General features: G+C 67.0%; 16 protein-coding genes. 15 read left to right on the forward strand and 1 reads right to left on the reverse strand.

What is annotated here, in order from left to right; translation table 11 throughout:
• Window positions 1-309 precede the first annotated feature (309 nt).
• From AC1D2E_RS01165 to AC1D2E_RS01220, 12 genes are all read left to right on the forward strand, one after another.
• A complete protein-coding gene (locus tag AC1D2E_RS01165) occupies window positions 310-1,365 on the forward strand; it encodes a TRAP transporter substrate-binding protein (protein ID WP_478195693.1) in 1,056 nt (351 codons plus the stop codon).
• Window positions 1,362-2,024, forward strand: coding sequence for a TRAP transporter small permease subunit (locus AC1D2E_RS01170; RefSeq protein ID WP_478195694.1), 663 nt, complete (start codon window positions 1,362-1,364; stop codon window positions 2,022-2,024). Before AC1D2E_RS01165 ends, AC1D2E_RS01170 begins: the two co-directional genes overlap by 4 nt.
• Window positions 2,021-3,313: a TRAP transporter large permease gene (locus AC1D2E_RS01175; protein WP_478195695.1), complete on the forward strand. Its 1,293-nt coding sequence runs from the start codon at window positions 2,021-2,023 to the stop codon at window positions 3,311-3,313. Before AC1D2E_RS01170 ends, AC1D2E_RS01175 begins: the two co-directional genes overlap by 4 nt.
• Before the next feature lie 7 nt (window positions 3,314-3,320).
• The gene (locus AC1D2E_RS01180; protein ID WP_478195696.1) at window positions 3,321-4,697 is read left to right on the forward strand and encodes an amidase; all 1,377 of its coding nucleotides are present in this window, start codon (window positions 3,321-3,323) and stop codon (window positions 4,695-4,697) included.
• Window positions 4,673-5,467 carry a 2-keto-4-pentenoate hydratase gene (locus tag AC1D2E_RS01185; protein ID WP_478195697.1) on the forward strand — a complete coding sequence of 265 codons (795 nt, stop codon included), beginning with the start codon at window positions 4,673-4,675 and terminating at the stop codon, window positions 5,465-5,467. Before AC1D2E_RS01180 ends, AC1D2E_RS01185 begins: the two co-directional genes overlap by 25 nt.
• 28 nt (window positions 5,468-5,495) lie before the next feature.
• Window positions 5,496-6,266 (forward strand): fumarylacetoacetate hydrolase family protein, encoded by a 771-nt coding sequence (locus AC1D2E_RS01190; protein WP_478195698.1) that lies wholly within the window; start codon window positions 5,496-5,498, stop codon window positions 6,264-6,266.
• Between the two features lie 32 nt (window positions 6,267-6,298).
• A complete protein-coding gene (locus AC1D2E_RS01195) occupies window positions 6,299-7,525 on the forward strand; it encodes a pyridoxal-phosphate-dependent aminotransferase family protein (RefSeq protein ID WP_478195699.1) in 1,227 nt (408 codons plus the stop codon).
• Between the two features lie 226 nt (window positions 7,526-7,751).
• A complete protein-coding gene (locus tag AC1D2E_RS01200) occupies window positions 7,752-9,065 on the forward strand; it encodes an MFS transporter (protein WP_478195813.1) in 1,314 nt (437 codons plus the stop codon).
• 21 nt (window positions 9,066-9,086) lie between these two features.
• The gene (locus tag AC1D2E_RS01205) at window positions 9,087-9,806 is read left to right on the forward strand and encodes a maleate cis-trans isomerase family protein (protein WP_478195700.1); all 720 of its coding nucleotides are present in this window, start codon (window positions 9,087-9,089) and stop codon (window positions 9,804-9,806) included.
• Window positions 9,803-11,233, forward strand: a complete 1,431-nt coding sequence (gene hydA, locus AC1D2E_RS01210; RefSeq protein WP_478195701.1) for a dihydropyrimidinase — start codon at window positions 9,803-9,805, stop codon at window positions 11,231-11,233. Before AC1D2E_RS01205 ends, hydA begins: the two co-directional genes overlap by 4 nt.
• 25 nt (window positions 11,234-11,258) lie before the next feature.
• A complete protein-coding gene (locus AC1D2E_RS01215) occupies window positions 11,259-12,014 on the forward strand; it encodes an aspartate/glutamate racemase family protein (protein ID WP_478195702.1) in 756 nt (251 codons plus the stop codon).
• A gap of 58 nt (window positions 12,015-12,072) precedes the next feature.
• Entirely contained in the window at window positions 12,073-12,780 is a 708-nt protein-coding gene (locus AC1D2E_RS01220) for a GntR family transcriptional regulator (protein ID WP_478195703.1), read from the forward strand.
• Window positions 12,781-12,838: 58 nt separating this feature from the next.
• Here AC1D2E_RS01220 and AC1D2E_RS01225 read toward each other — a convergent pair whose 3' ends face one another.
• Window positions 12,839-13,852, reverse strand: coding sequence for a LacI family DNA-binding transcriptional regulator (locus tag AC1D2E_RS01225; RefSeq protein WP_478195704.1), 1,014 nt, complete (start codon window positions 13,850-13,852; stop codon window positions 12,839-12,841).
• 235 nt (window positions 13,853-14,087) lie between these two features.
• Here AC1D2E_RS01225 and AC1D2E_RS01230 point away from each other — a divergent pair, with 235 nt between their 5' ends.
• From AC1D2E_RS01230 to AC1D2E_RS01240, 3 genes are all read left to right on the forward strand, one after another.
• Window positions 14,088-14,759, forward strand: coding sequence for an amino acid ABC transporter permease (locus AC1D2E_RS01230; protein WP_478107884.1), 672 nt, complete (start codon window positions 14,088-14,090; stop codon window positions 14,757-14,759).
• Window positions 14,760-14,773: 14 nt separating this feature from the next.
• On the forward strand, window positions 14,774-15,427 hold the full coding sequence (locus AC1D2E_RS01235; RefSeq protein ID WP_478195705.1) for an amino acid ABC transporter permease: 654 nt from the start codon (window positions 14,774-14,776) through the stop codon (window positions 15,425-15,427).
• Window positions 15,428-15,502: 75 nt separating this feature from the next.
• The gene (locus AC1D2E_RS01240; RefSeq protein ID WP_478195706.1) at window positions 15,503-16,300 is read left to right on the forward strand and encodes a transporter substrate-binding domain-containing protein; all 798 of its coding nucleotides are present in this window, start codon (window positions 15,503-15,505) and stop codon (window positions 16,298-16,300) included.
• Window positions 16,301-16,323: the final 23 nt, after the last annotated feature.

The following is a 16,323-nucleotide window of genomic DNA, read 5'->3' on the forward strand; positions in this document are numbered from 1 at the left end:
CCCCCGAGGGGGCCGCAGGCCGCCTTGGGGCGGCCCGGCGCCGGCCTGGGCCGGCCCCCACGCTCCCTCACTGCGTGTGGTCGCTGCCCCCCGAGGGGGGCCGCAGGCCGCCTCGGGGCGGCCCGGCGCCGGCCTGGCCAGCCCCGGTCTTCCACCGGCGCGCAGCGCCAAGTCCTTGATTCAAAAGAGATTTCGCGCGTGTTCCCACGCAGCGGAATAGTCTGCGGCCCGGCGCTGCGGCGGGATCCAATGGCACATCTTTTCCGAAGTGCCGCCCCGCCAACCCCTCTCATCCCTCCAGGAGTCTTCATGCTGTTTCACCCGCGCCTCAAATCCATTGCCACGGTCGCTGTGGCAGTGATGCTCGCGCTGCCCRCTTCCCACGCACAAGACAGGATCAAGCTGAAAGCCGTCGGCCAGCCGCTGGCCACCGGGCTGATCCAGAAGAACAAGGAGCAGCCGTTCTTCGAGAACTTCGCAAGCAGGACCGGACTGCCGATCGACGTCGACTACAAGCCCATCGACACGCTGGGCATCAAGGACACCGAGCAGCTGCGCGTGATGAAGGCGGGGCTGTTCGACATCGTGTCGCTGCGCGTGTCGCAGAACTCCCGCGACGAGCCCACCATCCTGGGGCTCGACCTGGTGGGCGCGGCGCCGGACTACGCCACGGGCCGCAAGGTGGCCAAGGCCTACTTCGATACCGCGGATGCGCGCCTGCAGGCGCAGTTCGGCGTCAAGCTGCTCGGGGTCTGGCCTTTCGGTCCGCAGATCCTCTTCTGCAAGAAGCCGGTTGCCAAGCTGGCCGACATCAAGGGCATGAAGGTGCGCGTGTACGACCAGAACCTGGCCAAGTTCATCGAGATGGTGGGCGGCACGCCGGTGCCGGTGTCGTTCGCCGATACGCACCAGTCGCTGTCGCTCGGCGTGGTCGATTGCGCGATCACCGGACCGAGCTCGGCCAACTCGGCAGGTTGGCCGGAAGTGACGACGCATCAGATGGCGATCGGCTTCCAGATGGCGCTCAACGGCTACGGCATGACCTTGAAGTCATGGAACGCGCTGGCGCCCGACCAGCAGGCGAAGCTCAAGAAGGCCTTCGACGCCCTGACCGACGACGTCTGGAAGTACTCCGAAGAGCTTTTCCAGGACGCCCTGAACTGCAATGCGGGCAAGGACCCGTGCACCACCGGCAAGAAGTTCAACCTCGTCAACGTGCCGGTCACGCCGGCTGACATCGAGCTGGTGCGCAGCGCCGTGACCAAGGTGTCGTTGCCGGTGTGGGCCGAGGTGTGCGACAAGTCCAACCCCACCTGCTCGAAGACCTGGCAGGCGACGGTGGCACCGGTGCTGGGGCTGAAATGAACAGCCGCGCCATGACGAGCGACCGGCGGCCCATCGCAGCGCCCACCGGGAAGGTGGCGCCCGCCGGGCATGTCGACTTCAAGGCGCGCATGGAGACGGTGCTGGCCACCGCCTTCGGCGCGATCTTCCTGGGCCTGGCGGTGATCGTCACCATCGAGACCCTTTCGCGAAAGTTGTTCAACGTTTCGCTGCAAGGGGCCGACGAGCTGGGCGGCTATGCGCTGGCCGTGGGTTCGACGATCGCCTTCAGCCTGGCCCTGCTGGGGCGCAACCACATCCGCGTCGACGTCTTCCACGAGAAGTTCCCGTCGCGCGTGCAGGCGCTGCTGAACTGGATCTCGATCGTCTCGCTGGCTGCCTTCGCCCTGTTCATCGCCTGGGTGGCGTTCAAGGTGATCCAGGACACGATGGCCTACCGCAGCACCGCGCAGACGCCCTGGGCGACGCCGCTCATCATCCCGCAGGGCGTCTGGTACGCCGGGCTGGTGATCTTCGCGCTGGTGGCCTGCGCCCTGGCATGGCGTGCGACGCTGCTGCTGCTGCGCGGCGACATCGCCACGCTCAACAGCGACTTCCATCCGAAAAGCGCGAAGGAAGAGCTGAAGGAGGAACTCGACGACCTCAAGGTGCGCCAGGCGGCCGAAGGAGCGGCAGCATGAACATCGCACTGGTCGGACTCGCGTTCTTCTCGATGCTCGCCCTGATGCTGGCGGGCATGCCGATCGCCGTCTCGATGGCGGCGGTCGGGATCATCGGCGGCATCGCCGCCTATGGCGTCCCCTTCATGGACTCGATCGCACCGGTGGTGTGGGGCGTGCAGAACGAAGCCCTGCTGACCTCCGTGCCGCTGTTCGTGCTGCTCGGCGAACTGCTGCTGCGCTCCGGTATCGCGGACCGCATGTACATCGCGTTGTCGGCCTGGCTCGGCCGCCTGCCGGGCGGGCTGCTGCACACCAACATCGGCAGTTGCGCGCTGTTCGCGGCAACCTCCGGCTCGTCGGTCGCCACCGCTGCCACGGTCGGGACGGTGGCATTGCCCTCGCTGCAGAAGCGCGGCTACCCGATGCGCGCCTCGCTCGGCAGCCTGGCGGCCGGCGGAACGCTCGGCATCCTGATTCCGCCGAGCGTGAACATGATCGTCTACGGGTCGCTCACCAACAACTCGATCGGCAAGCTGTTCATCGCCGGCATCATCCCGGGCCTTCTGCTCACGCTGTGCTTCATGCTCTGGATCGCCGTCTCGAGCCTGGCCAGCGGCAAGGCGATGCGCGAGCCGAAGGTGCCGCTCGACGAACGGCTGCGCGTGCTCGTGCACCTGATCCCGCCGATGGTGGTGTTCGGCATCGTGATGGGCAGCCTGTACTTCGGGATTGCCACCGCGGCGGAGAGCGCCGCGCTGGGCGTGATGGCGGCGCTCGGCTTCGTCTGGCAGTCGGGCAAGCTGAACCGGGAGCTGCTGCGCAACTGCTGTGTCTCGACGGCGCGCGTGAGCGGCATGATCCTGCTGATCGTCGCGGCGGCCTTCATCCTGAACCTGACGGTGAGTCTCACCGGCGTCGCCGAGGCGATGACGAAGTGGGTCGCGGGACTGGGCCTGTCGGCCACCGGCCTGATCCTCGCGCTGATCGTCTTCTACCTGATCCTCGGCATGTTCATGGACGTGCTGTCGATGCAGGTCGCGACGATCCCGATCACCTACCCGATCGCGACCGCGATCGGCGTCGACCCGATCTGGTTCGGCATCTTCATCGTGCTGATGTGCGAGCTGGGACTGATCACGCCGCCAGTGGGCATGAACCTGTTCGTCGTCCACGGCATCCGCCCGGACAAGGGCGGCATCGAGGACGCGATCTACGGGGCCTTGCCCTATGCGCTGATCATGATCCTGTTCACGCTGCTGCTGATGGCCGTGCCGCAGCTGGTGACCTGGCTGCCGGCGCACATGTGAGGCCACGATGAACAGTCCGCTCTGGCAACTCACGGCGACGCAGCTCGTGGCCGGCTTTCGCGATGCGTCGTTCACGCCGACCCAGGCGCTTCGGGCCTGCATGGCGCGCAGCGCCGAAGTCAACCCGCGGCTGAATGCGCTCATCACGCTCGACGGCGAAGGTGCGGCGCATGCCGCCGAGCAAAGCAGCGCGCGCTGGCGCCAAGGCCGGGCGCTCGGCGCGCTCGACGGAGTGCCCGTCACCATCAAGGACAACCTGCAGGTGCGGGGCCTGCCGACCCACTGGGGCAGTCGTGCCCTCGGCGGACTCACCGCCGAGCAGGACGAGCTTCCGGTCGCCAGGCTGCGCGAAGGCGGCGCGGTGATCTTCGGCAAGACCAACGTGCCCGAGTTCACGATGCAGGGCTACACCGACAACCCGGTGTTCGGCCCCACGGGCAATCCGTGGAACCCGGCGCTCACGCCGGGCGGCTCATCGGGTGGGGCGGTGGCGCTGGTGGCCGCCGGCGGATGTCCGATCGCCCTGGGCACCGACGGCGGTGGCTCGATCCGAAGGCCCGCCTCGCACACCAACCTGGTCGGCTTCAAGCCTTCCCGGGGGCGGGTGCCGCGCGGCGGCGGATTGCCGCCGATCTTTCTCGACTTCGAGGTGGCGGGGCCGATTGCGCGCAGCGTGGCCGACGTCGAGGCGATGATGCGGGTGATCGGCCGCGGCGCGATGGAGGAGGGCCGTTCGCCGGGTGCGCGCATTCTCTTCATACCGCGCTTCGGCGATCACCCCGTCGATCCGCAGATCGCGGCGTTGACCGCGGCGGCGGCTCGGCGGCTCGCCGCGCTGGGCCACGCGCTCACGACGGCGCAGGACTTCGATATGGTCGAGGCGGTCAATGAACGCTGGCCGCTGCTGGCCCAGGTGGGCCTGGCATGGCTCGTTGCGCACCCGCAGGCGCTCTCTGGCCGGCCCTTCGATGCTTCGCTGTTCGGCCCGGTGATGCAGGCGAATGCCGAAGCCGGCCGCAAGGCCGCCGCTTCCGATCTGTTCGACCTGCTGTTCGAAGCGGAGCGGCTGCGCAATGCGCTGTCGCGCCTGTTCGACCGATACGACTTCCTGTTGACGCCGGCGGCGGCTGCGCTGCCGTGGCCGGCGAATCAAACGCATCCGTCGCGCATCGACGGGCGCGAGGTCGGGCCGCGCGGGCATGCGGTGTTCGCGGGCTTCGCGAATGCAGTCGGCCTGCCGGCCATTGCGCTGCCCTGCGGCTTCGCGGACGGCATGCCGGTCGGCATGCAGCTGGTGGCCCGCGAAGGCGCGGACGACGCGCTGCTCGCGCTGGCCCGCTCGATCGAGGAAGCCCATCCATGGCAGCGCTTCCCCGTGCTTTGACGGCGTCGGCAGGCGTGCCGGCCGAGTTCACGCCGGTCGCGGCGGCGCAGGCACTGTGCCTTGCGCGGCGCGATGGCCGGCGTGTGCCGTCGACGCTGCTGAAATCGCGAGATCGCGACGAGGCCTATGCGATCCAGGATGCGACGCTGGCGGCGATCGGCCCGATCGGGGGATGGAAGGTCGGCGCCAGCGGCCCCGGCCAGGAGCCGGTCTGCGCGCCGCTGCCGGCCGAGGGGCTGCTGCCCAACGGGGCGCTGCTCCAGGGCTCGGCGTGGCGTCTGCGCGGTGCCGCAGCCGAGGTCGCCTTCCGGTTGGGCTCCGACCTGCCGCCGCGCGCCAGGCCCTACACGCGCGACGAGGTCGCGCAGGCGATCGCTTCGGTGCTGCCCGCGATCGAGGTGGCGGAAACCCGCCTGGCCGATTGGCTCGATGCGGACCCCGCGGCGCTGCTCGCCGATCTGCAGTGCCATGGCGGACTCGTGCTCGGCGAGCCCGAGGCTTTCGAGCCCGCGTGGTTCGACCTGGGGCGGACCGAGGTCGTGATGCGCTTCGACGAACAGGTCGTCGCGCACACGGTCGGCGAGCACGCCCACCCCGACGTCGGCGGGCTGCTCGTGTGGCTTGCCAACCATTGCATGGCGCGCGGCGCGGGTCTCAAGGCCGGCCAGGTGGTGACGACCGGCTCGTGTACCGGCATGCTGTTCGCATCGCAAGGTACCGCCGTGCATATGGAAGTGGCCGACCTGGCGCCGCTGAGCGCCTTCTTCTGAGCTTTCCGAAACCGAACAGGAAATCGATATGTCCCTTTCAACGATCGATGCAGTCGCCGAAGCGTTGATTCGTGCGCGCCGCGACAACGGCTTGCGTCTTGCCGCCCCGCTGGCCGATGCGCTGGGCAACGCTGGCGACGCCTATGCGGTACAGCAGCGGGTGGCCGCCGAGTGCGGCTGGTTCGCGAACTCGCAGCCGCAGTACTGGAAGGCGGGCGGGCCGTCGCGCGACGCGCTGCTGACCTGCGCGCCGCTGCCGCCGGGCGGTGTCTGGACCAGCCCGGCGCGCGCCGCTCACTGGCCGTTCCACCTGCGCGGCATCGAGGCTGAAGTGGCCTTGCGGCTCGGACGCGAGGTCGATGAATCGCTCGCATCGACGCTCGATGTCGACAGTGCGCGTGCCCTGGTCGATGCGATGGCGGTCTCGATCGAGATCGTCGATTCGCGTTGGCAGGAAGGCATGGATGCGCCGGCGCTGTGCAAGCTGGCCGACCTGCAATCGCACGGTGCGCTGGTGCTGGGCGACTGGGTTCCGTTCGCCGGGCGGGACTGGAGCGCGCAGACCTGCGAGGTGCACATCGGCATGCAGGCGCCGGTCGAACGCCGCGGCACCCACTCGCTCGGCGACCCTGCGCAGGTGTTGCCGGCGTGGCTGCGTCACGCCACGCGCCATGGCGAGCGCGTCGCGGCCGGCACGGTGGTGACCACCGGCACGTGGGCGGGCGTTCTGACTGCGGCCGAGGGCGACCTCGTCAGCGTTGAATTTCCGGGCATCGGCCGTGCGTCGGTGCAGTTGTAGACCCTTGAACAAGACAAAGGACAGAGACAGACATGATCGCACTCGACAACCATCCCAGCGGCCGGCACTTCCTGCAGATTCCGGGCCCGAGCCCCGTGCCCGACCGCATTCTTCGGGCGATCAGCCTGCCGACCATCGACCATCGCGGGCCCGAGTTCGCAACCCTCGGCAAGAAGGTGATCGGCGGGCTGCAGCAGGTGTTCCAGACGCGGCATCCGGTGGTCGTCTACCCGGCGTCGGGCACCGGCGCGTGGGAGGCCGCGCTGGTCAACGTGATGAGTCCCGGCGACAGCGTGCTGATGTTCGAGACCGGCCACTTCGCGTCGCTGTGGCAGAAGATGGCGCAAAGGCTGGGCCTGGAGCCCGAGTTCCTGGCCTTGCCGGGCATCGACGAGACCGGCCTGCCGCGGAGCTGGCGCCATGGCGTGCAGGCCGACCTGATCGAGGAGCGCCTGCGCAAGGACAGCGCGCATCGCATCAAGGCCGTGTGCGTCGTGCACAACGAGACCTCCACGGGCGTCACCTCCGACATCGCCGCCGTGCGCCGCGCGATCGACGCGGCGGGCCATCCGGCGCTGCTGATGGTCGACACCATCTCCGGCCTGGCCAGTGCCGACTACCGCCACGACGCGTGGGGTGTCGACGTCACCATCAGCGGCTCGCAAAAGGGGCTGATGCTGCCGCCGGGCATCAGCTTCAACGCGCTGTCGCCCAAGGCGATCGAGGTCGGCAGGACGGCGCGCCTGCCCAAGGCCTTCTGGGCCTGGGACGAGATCGTCGAGATGAACAAGGGCGGCTACTGGCCCTACACGCCCAGCACGAACCTGCTCTACGGACTCAGCGAAGCGCTCGACATGCTGCTCGAGCAAGGCCTGCCGGCGGTGTTCGAGCGCCACCAGCGCTGGGGCGAGGGCGTTCGCACCGCGGTGCGGGCCTGGGGGCTGCCGACGCAATGCGCGGACGAGCGGGTTCATTCGCCGGTGCTGACCGGCGTCATCACACCGCAAGGGGTCGATGCCGATGCGCTGCGCAAGCTGATCCACGAGCGCTTCGATCTCTCGCTCGGCGCCGGGCTGGGCAAGCTGAAGGGCCGCATGTTCCGCATCGGGCACCTGGGCGACTGCAACGACCTGACGCTGATGGCCGCCCTGACGGGGGTCGAGATGGGCCTGAAGCTGGCAGGGGTGCCGCTGGCCGGCAGTGGCGTGCTGGCCGCCATGGCGTACTTTGCGGAAACGCCTGCCGCGAAGGCGGGGTGAGTCCGGTGGGGCAGGCGGACTTCCTAGGTGTTTTCACTAACGTCGACAGTAATTGTCAACATCGTTGTTGACATGAAATTCGACAAAATCTAAAGTCCGCCCACAGCCTCGGTGGTGCATTGGTCAGACCCGCCCCGACTCGCGGCTGCAAGCTCGCCAGCATGCCGGGTGCGTCCCTGCAGGCTGGCACCCCGCCACGCAAGGAGACAAACCGATGCAACCCACCATGACGGCCGGCGCGACAGCGATCGCCGCAGCGCCCGACACCGCCCTCCAGCCCTCGAAGGTTCGCTGGAAGATCTTCCTGATGATGTTGTTCCTCATCTCGATCAACTACATCGATCGGGCGTCGCTGTCCGTGGCCATGCCGCTGATCGCCAAGGAGTTCGACATCGGACCGGCCGTGCAGGGCCTGCTGCTCAGTTCATTCTTCTGGACCTATGCGCTGATGCAGATTCCGGGCGGCATGCTGGCCGACCGTTTCGGTCCGCGCGTCGTCATCGCCGGCGCGACGCTCGGCTGGGGCTTCTTCCAGGCCATCGCCGCCTTCTGCACCGGCTGGGTCCCCCTGCTGCTGACCCGCCTGGGCCTGGGGGCCGCGGAGGCGCCGATCTATCCGGCGGGCGGCAAGCTCAACGGCATCTGGATGACGCAGAACGAGCGCGGCCGGGGCGCGACCCTGCTCGACGGCGGCGCGCCACTGGGCGCCGCACTGGGCGCGATCCTGATCTCGGGCCTCATCGCAGTGCTCGGCTCGTGGCGCCTGTCCTTCGTGATCGCAGGTATCGGCACCGTCGTCGCCGGCCTGTTCGCCTGGAGCTACATCCGCAACCATCCGCGCGAGCATCGCGGCGTCAACGAGGCGGAAGCCCGGTACATCGAGGCCAGCCATGCCCAGGACGCCGCCAGCGAGCCGCAAGGCGCCAGCGGCCGCCTGCTCGACTTCCTGCGCTTCCGTTCGGTCTGGGGCATGTTCTTCGGCTGGATGTGTTTCAACGCGCTCTTCTACGGCCTGCTCACGTGGATGCCGAACTACCTGTCCAAGGTCCATGGCTTCGACATCAAGCAGATGGGCGGCGCCGTGTTCATCATGTTCTTCTCGGGCTTCGTCGGCGAGATGTTCGGCGGCTGGCTGGCCGACAAGTGGAAGGCCGCGGGCGCCTCGACCAGCAAGGTGCTGCGCACGCTGTTCGGCATCTCTTCGGTGATCGCCACCGTTGCGATCTACATGGTGTCGCAGATCACGAGCCCGGTCCTGGTCGTCATCCTGCTGTCGATCACGCTGTTCTTCCTGCGCTGGTGCGGCCTGTTCTGGTGCGTGCCGTCGATCCTCGGTCGCCGGGCGCACGTCGGCTTCCTGGGCGGCACGATGAACCTGGGCGGCAACGTCGCGGGCATCGGCGTGCCGATCGTGGTCGGTCTGATCGTGCAGGCGACCGGCTCCTACTTCATGGCGCTGATGCTCTTCGCCGCGGCGGGTGCAGGCTTGTTCGTCTGCTCCACGCTGTTGATCGACTACAGCAAGAAGCTGCCCGTCTAGTTCACTTTCCAGGCCCGCGAAATGTCCCAGCAAAAACGCATCGGCGTCTTGACGCCTTCCTCCAACACGGCGCTCGAGCCGCTGACCAGCGCCATGGTCGCCGGCCTGCCGGGCGTCTCGGCGCACTTCTCGCGATTCCGGGTCACCGAGATCTCGATGGGCGAGAAGTCGCAGGGCCAGTTCGACGAGCGCGCGATCCTGGACGCGGCCGGCCTGCTCGCCGATGCGAAGGTCGACGTGATCTGCTGGAGCGGCACCTCGGCGAGCTGGCTCGGCTTCGAGCGCGACCGCGCACTGTGCGCACGCATCGCCGAGGCGACGGGCATTCCCGCCACCACCTCGGTGCTGGCGCTCAATGACCTGCTGGCTGCGCAGGGCGCACGCACGCTGGGCCTGGTGTCGCCCTACGTCGAGGACGTTCAACGGCGCATCGTCGCCAACTACGCGGCACTCGACATCGAGTGCATCGCCGAACGGCACCTTGACCTGACGGTGAATTTCTCCTTCGCCGAAGTCGCGCCCGATACCTTGCGCAGGATGATTCGCGAGGTGGCGCAGGCGAAGCCCGACGCCATCACCCTGATGTGCACCAACCTGCACGGTGCGCCGCTGGTCGAGGAGCTGGAGCGCGAGCTGGGTATCCCGATCTACGACTCGGTGGCGACCGTGGTCTGGAAGGCGCTGAAGATCACCGGCGTCGACACGCGCGGCGTCAAGGGCTGGGGAGGCCTGTTCTCATGAGCGCCAAGGGTCTCGATCTCGTGGTGCGCAATGCGCGCGTGGCCACGGCCAGCGACACCTTCGACGCCGACATCGGCATCGTCGACGGCCGCATCGTGCAACTCGGCATGGGCCTGCCTGCCGGCGGCCGCGAGATCGATGCGGCCGGCGCCTTCGTCACGCCGGGCGGCGTCGATGCGCACTGCCATCTCGACCAGCCCATGCAGGCACCGGTGCGGATGGCCGACGATTTCGACACCGGCACGCGCGCCGCCGCATGCGGCGGAACGACCACCGTGATCCCGTTCGCCGCGCAGGAAAAAGGCCAGTCGCTGCGCGCCGCGGTGCGCGACTACCACGAGCGCGCCGAAGGCCGCGCGCACGTCGACCACGCCTTTCACCTGATCGTCAGCGATCCGACCGAAGAGGTGCTGAAGCACGAGTTGCCGCAGCTGATCGCCGAGGGCTACACCTCGTTCAAGATCTACATGACCTACGACGATCTCAAGCTCGACGACGGCCAGATCCTGGACGTGCTCGAAGTGGCGCGGCGCCACGACGCGATGGCGATGATCCACGCCGAGAACGCCGACTGCATCGAATGGCTGACCCGGCGCCTGGAGGCCAGTGGCCGCACGGCGCCGCGCTTCCACGCGCATTCGCGGCCGATGCTGGTCGAGCGCGAGGCGACGCATCGCGCCATCGCGCTGTCGGAACTCGTCGACGTCCCGATCATGATCGTCCACGTGTCGGGCAAGGAAGCCGTCGAGCAGATCCGCTGGGCGCGCGCGCACGGGCTGCACGTGTTCGCGGAGACTTGTCCGCAGTACCTGTTCCTGACCGCCGAGGACCTCGGCATCGACGACAGCTATGGCGGCGCACGCTGCGTGTGCAGCCCGCCGCCGCGCAACAAGGACAACCAGCAAGTCATCTGGAACGGCCTGGCCGACGGCTTGTTCACGATCTTCTCGTCCGACCACGCGCCGTTCCGCTACGACGCGCCGGAAGGCAAGAAGCCGGGCGGCCAGGAGGTCGGGTTCCGCCACATTCCCAACGGCATCCCGGGCATCGAGACACGGCTGCCGCTGCTGTTCTCGCACGGCGTGCTCGACGGCCGCATCACCATCAACCGCTTCGTCGAGCTGACGTCGACCAACCCTGCCAAGGCCTACGGCCTGCATCCGCGCAAGGGCACCATCGCGATCGGTGCCGACGCCGACCTCGTGGTCTGGGGCGCGACGCCGCGCGAAATACGCAATGCCGATCTTCACCACGCGGTGGACTACACCCCCTACGAGGGCATCGAGGTGAAGGCATGGCCGGCGCTGACGATCGCGCGCGGCGAGGTGGTGTGGGACGGCCACACCTTCCATCCGCGCGCCGGCCGCGGCCAGTTCCTGAAGCGCGGCAGGCCGAGCCTGCTGCCGGCCGCGCGACCCGTCCCCTGACACCACGCAGTCACCGAGGCCTGCCATGAACCTGCTGCTGATCAACCCCAACACCTCCCAGAGCGTTTCCGACCTGATCGAGGCAGAGGCGCGCCGCGCCGCTGCGCCGGACACCCGCATCCGCGTACTCACCGCGCCCTTCGGCGTCGCCTACATCGAGACCCGCTTCGAATCGCTGATCGGCGCCTATGCCACCGCCACGCTGGCGGCCGAGCACTGCGACCAGCACGACGCCATCGTCGTCGCCGCCTTCGGCGACCCGGGCATCGACGGGCTGCGCGAAGTGCTCGACATTCCGGTGGTCGGGCTGACCGAGGCGGCGTTGATGAGTGCCTGCCTGCTCGGCAAGCGCTTCTCGATCGTGGCGATCTCGCACCGGATCACCGCGTGGTATCGCGAATGCGTTCGTGCCAACGGCCTGAGCGATCGGCTGGCCAGCATCCGCAACCTGGACAACCCGTTGAAGGATATCGGGCGCGTCCAGGAAGACCACAGCGCGCGCCTGGAAGCGCTGTGCCTGTCGGCCGTGCAGGACGACGGTGCGGACGTGATCATCATTGCCGGCGCACCGCTGGCGGGCCTGGCGCGGGCCATCCGGGACCGGATCCCCGTGCCCGTGGTCGATGGCGTGTCGAGTGCCGTGTGCCATGCGCAGACGCTGGTGTCGCTGGGGACGTTGCCCGCGCGCCAGGGCAGCTTCGCGCCGCCGCCGATCAAGCCGAACCATGGATTGCCCGAGGGCATCGCACGGCTGCTCGCGCGAGACCGCACACAGAGATGAACATTCGCCGACATGACGGCTTCCTGATGTCCGAGCTCCGTCGTTAAGATCGCAAGGCATGCCAAAGAAACAGATTTCTCCCAAGGAAGCGAGCGGGCCGGGCCGCGAGCAGAGCGTCGAGGCCATCGCCGAGAAGATCTCCACGGCGATCCTCGAACATCGGCTGGCGCCGGGCACCAAGCTCGGTGAAGACCGGCTGGCCACCATCTTCGGCACCAGCCGCGCCAAGGTGCGCGAGGTGCTGGCCCGCCTGGCCCACGAGCAGATCGTCGAACTGGTGCCGCAGCGCGGTGCGCATGTCGCCAAGCCGTCCATCGAGCAGGCGCGGGATGTCTTCGAGGCGCGCCGCCTGATCGAGCCCGGCGTGCTGCGCCGGCTTGTCGGCGTGATGGACGACTTCAAGATGCAGCGCCTGCGCCGGCATCTCGAACTCGAGGCCGACGCGCGTCAGCGCAACGATGCGCGGGCCGTGGTGCGCTTGTCCGGCGAATTCCACCTGCTGCTGGCCGAACTTGCGGGCAACTCGGCGCTGGCGCGCACCATGCGCGAGCTGTCGACCCTGACCTGCCTGATCATCTCGCTGTACGACGCGCCCACCGCCACCAGCTGCCGCGCCGACGAGCATGAGGAGATCGTCGAGGCCATCAAGCGCAACGACGCCCGGCGGGCCGAGACGCTCATGCTTCACCACCTCGATCACATCCAGGAAAGCCTCAAGCTCGACGCCGGCAGCGACGAGGCCGACCTCGAGAGCATTCTGGGATAGGGGGCGGCCTGGGCGGCCGCTTTCGGGCCGTCGCCGCCGTGTTCAGCCCGGCCGGCTCTCAACCGGACTGCCGAAGCACAAGACGCGGCTCGGCCAGAAAGGTTTGACGCGCGCGGTCGGGTGTCTGAATGCGATCCAGGAGGATCGCCGCCGCGTGCTCGCCCAACTCGCCGGGACGAATGTCGATCGTGCTGAGCGGAGGGTTGGAATGCGCCGCATCCTGGACATTGTCAAAACCCATCAAGCCGAAATCCTCGCCGGCGTGCATACCCTTCTCACCGAGTGCAGACATGGCGCCAAAGGCAACCACGTCGTTGTAGCAGATGGCTGCGGTCGGTCGCGGCTTCTTGTCCAGCAGGGTGTTCATGGATTCATACCCGCCTTGCCGCGTCGGATGCGCCGGGACCAGCAGTTCCTCGTCGAACGCAAGCTTGCGTTCGGCCAGCGCCGCCCTGAATCCCTTCAGCCGCTGTTCGAGCACAACGCCGGTGCGACCTCCGAGGAATCCGATACGGGTGTGCCCCGAATCGAGGAGGTGCCTGGTGGCCGCGTAGATGCCTCTTTCATTGTCGGCACCCGCGAAATCGTAGGCGCCGGGACCCAAGGTGCGGACCATCACGACCATCGGCATGCCCCACGACGCCACTTCTTTCGTCAAGCTGCGCGGCGTTCCGTAGGCCGGGCACAGCACAAGGCCGGCAGCCCCTTGCTCCCTCATCGTGCGCAAGACCTGGTTCTGCCGGACCACGTCCTCGCTGGTGTGGGCCATCAACACGATGTATCCCGCCTCGACCAGCTTTCGCTCGACACCGATCAGGATCTCGGCGAAGAAGGGATTGGTGAGGTCGTTGACGATCACGCCGATCGTCTTGGAGGCGCCGCCACGCAATTCGCCGGCTCGGCTGTTGTACACATAGCCGAGCTTGCGCGCTGCTTCGCGAACCCGTCCAGCCGTCTCGGCCGGAATGAGGGGGCTGTGTTTGAGGACCAGTGATACGGTTGACTTGGAAACGTTTGCCTCTGCCGCGACATCGAGGATCGTGACCGAACGGGGCATGGATGGTTTGCGCATGGTTGATTGACTGTTTCCCCGACTCTACGACGAGACCTTGCCGCCCGCCGCCCGCCGCAGCCGGGCTCTTCCAAGGCATGGGTGTTTTCCCTAGAACCCGTTGACGCTGCTATTGGAACGATCCAATAATCCATTCAACCGTTCCAATGAAGCAATCGGAGGCGTCTATCGTGAGGGGTATCTCAATTTCAGTGACATCGCTGGCCGTGACCTCCAGCCGGTCGAGGCGCTCGCCGTGACATACAACTTCGAGTTCGCCACTGTCGTGGCTGCATGGCCGCTGCTTCTGAAGGGGACCTGGATGACGATCCAGCTGTCGCTGATCGCCACCGTCCTGGGGCTGGTCGTGGCCATCGTCTGCGCCTGGGCCAAGACCTCCGGACCGACCCCGGTTCGCATCGTGGTCAATGTCTACATCGAGCTGATCCGCAACACGCCCTTTCTGGTTCAACTCTTCTTTTTCTTCTTCGCGCTTCCGGCGATCGGGTTGCGCTGGTCGCCGCATACGGCGGCGCTGACCGCGATGGTCGTGAACCTGGGCGCCTATGCGACCGAGATCATCCGCGCCGGCATCGAGTCGATTCCCAAGGGACAAATCGAAGCAGGGCTCGCCCTCAATCTGAAGCCGCATCAGATATTCCGGCTCGTCGTGCTGAAGCCCGCCTTGCGTGCCATTTTTCCGGCGCTGTCGAGCCAGTTCATCCTGCTGATGCTCACTTCGAGTGTGGTCTCCGTGATTTCCGCCGACGACCTCACGTCGGTCGCCGCGAACCTGCAGTCGCAGACATTTCGAAGTTTCGAGATCTACATCGTCGTGACGGCGATCTATCTGACGCTCGCACTGGCGTTCTCGATGATGTTCCGGATGATCCAGCGCCACTCGCTGTCCTATCCCGATCGACGCTGAACGGGGAAATCGACATGCGTACATTTGGTGGTGGTGATGTCTTGTTCATCCTGCAGGCAGCGCAGTGGACGGTGCTGCTCTCGCTGATTGCCTTCGTGGGTGGCGCCATCGGCGGCCTGATCGTTGCGCTGGCAAGGACTTCCGGCAATGCCACGCTGCAACTCGCCGCCACCGCGTTCACGCAGGTGTTCCAGGGGACACCGCTGCTGATGCAATTGTTCCTGGTGTTCTTCGGCGCTCCGATACTTGGCCTCGAGGTCAGCCCTTGGTTTGCGGCCGGCGTCGCCCTTGTCCTGAACACGAGCGCCTTCCTCGGCGAGATCTGGCGCGGCTGTATCCAGGCCATTCCCAGAGGCCAATGGGAAGCCGCCGAGGCACTCGGCCTGCACTATGTCGCGCGCATGCGTCTGGTGGTGCTGCCGCAGGCATGGAAGATCGCGCTGCCGCCTACGGTCGGCTATCTCGTCCAGGTCCTCAAGGGGACTTCTCTCGCCGCGATCATCGGCTTCGCCGAAATCACGCGCGCCGGACAAATCATCAACAACGCCACCTTCCAGCCGCTGATCGTCTTCAGCATGGTGGGGGCGGTCTATTTCGCCTTGTGCTGGCCGCTCTCGTTGCTGGCAGGACGAATGGAGCAGCGCCTGAAACGCGCAGCCGCTCGGTAGTCCCACGTCAATCCGCTTTCATCGAACCACAGACCAGGAGACATCATGTTCCATTCCCATGCACGCCGCCGCTTCATGACCTTCGCCACCGCCGCACTGTGCGGGGGTCTGCTGGGTTCCCTCGCCATGAATGCGACTGCGCAGACCGTGGATGAAATCAAGAAGAAGGGGACGGTGACGATCGGCATCCTGGTTGATTTCCCTCCTTACGGCACCGTGGACAGTTCGAATCAGCCGGACGGATACGACGCCGACGTGGCCAAGCTGCTGGCGAAGGACTGGGGCGTCAAGCTCAATCTCGTCCCGGTAACCGGACCGAACCGGATTCCGTTCCTGCTGACCAACAAGGTCGATCTGCTCATCGCGTCGTTCTCGCCGACGCCCGAGCGCGCCAAGCAGGTTCAGTTCTCCCGGCCGCATAGCGCTGCGACGATCGTGCTGTATGGCCAGAAGAAACTCTCGATCAAGACGCCGGCCGACCTGAAGGGTGTGCGCGTGGCCGTTGCACGAGCGAGCACGCAAGACACGGCGCTGACCGCTGTCGCGCCCGAAGGCACCGAGATCCGTCGCTTCGATGACGATGCGTCGGCGATGCAGGCGCTGCTCTCGGGGCAAGTCGATGCGCTGGGCTGCGCGACGACCATCGCGCAGCAAGTCGCCAAGCGGGTCGGGGACGTCTACGAGACCAAGCTGGTGCTGCGGCAACAGTACATGGCGCCGGCGATGCGCCTGGGGCAGCCCGACCTGCTCCATGGCGTCGATGCCTTCGTGGGCAAGTATGTGGACAACGGCGAACTGAACAAGCTCTACAAGAAATGGCTGCAGACGGACTTGCCRACGCTGYCGACCACGCCGATGCCGGCGGCAAACTGAAGCGGCCGGAACCCACGATCGAA

Source organism: Variovorax sp. P1_H2 (genome assembly GCF_056405295.1).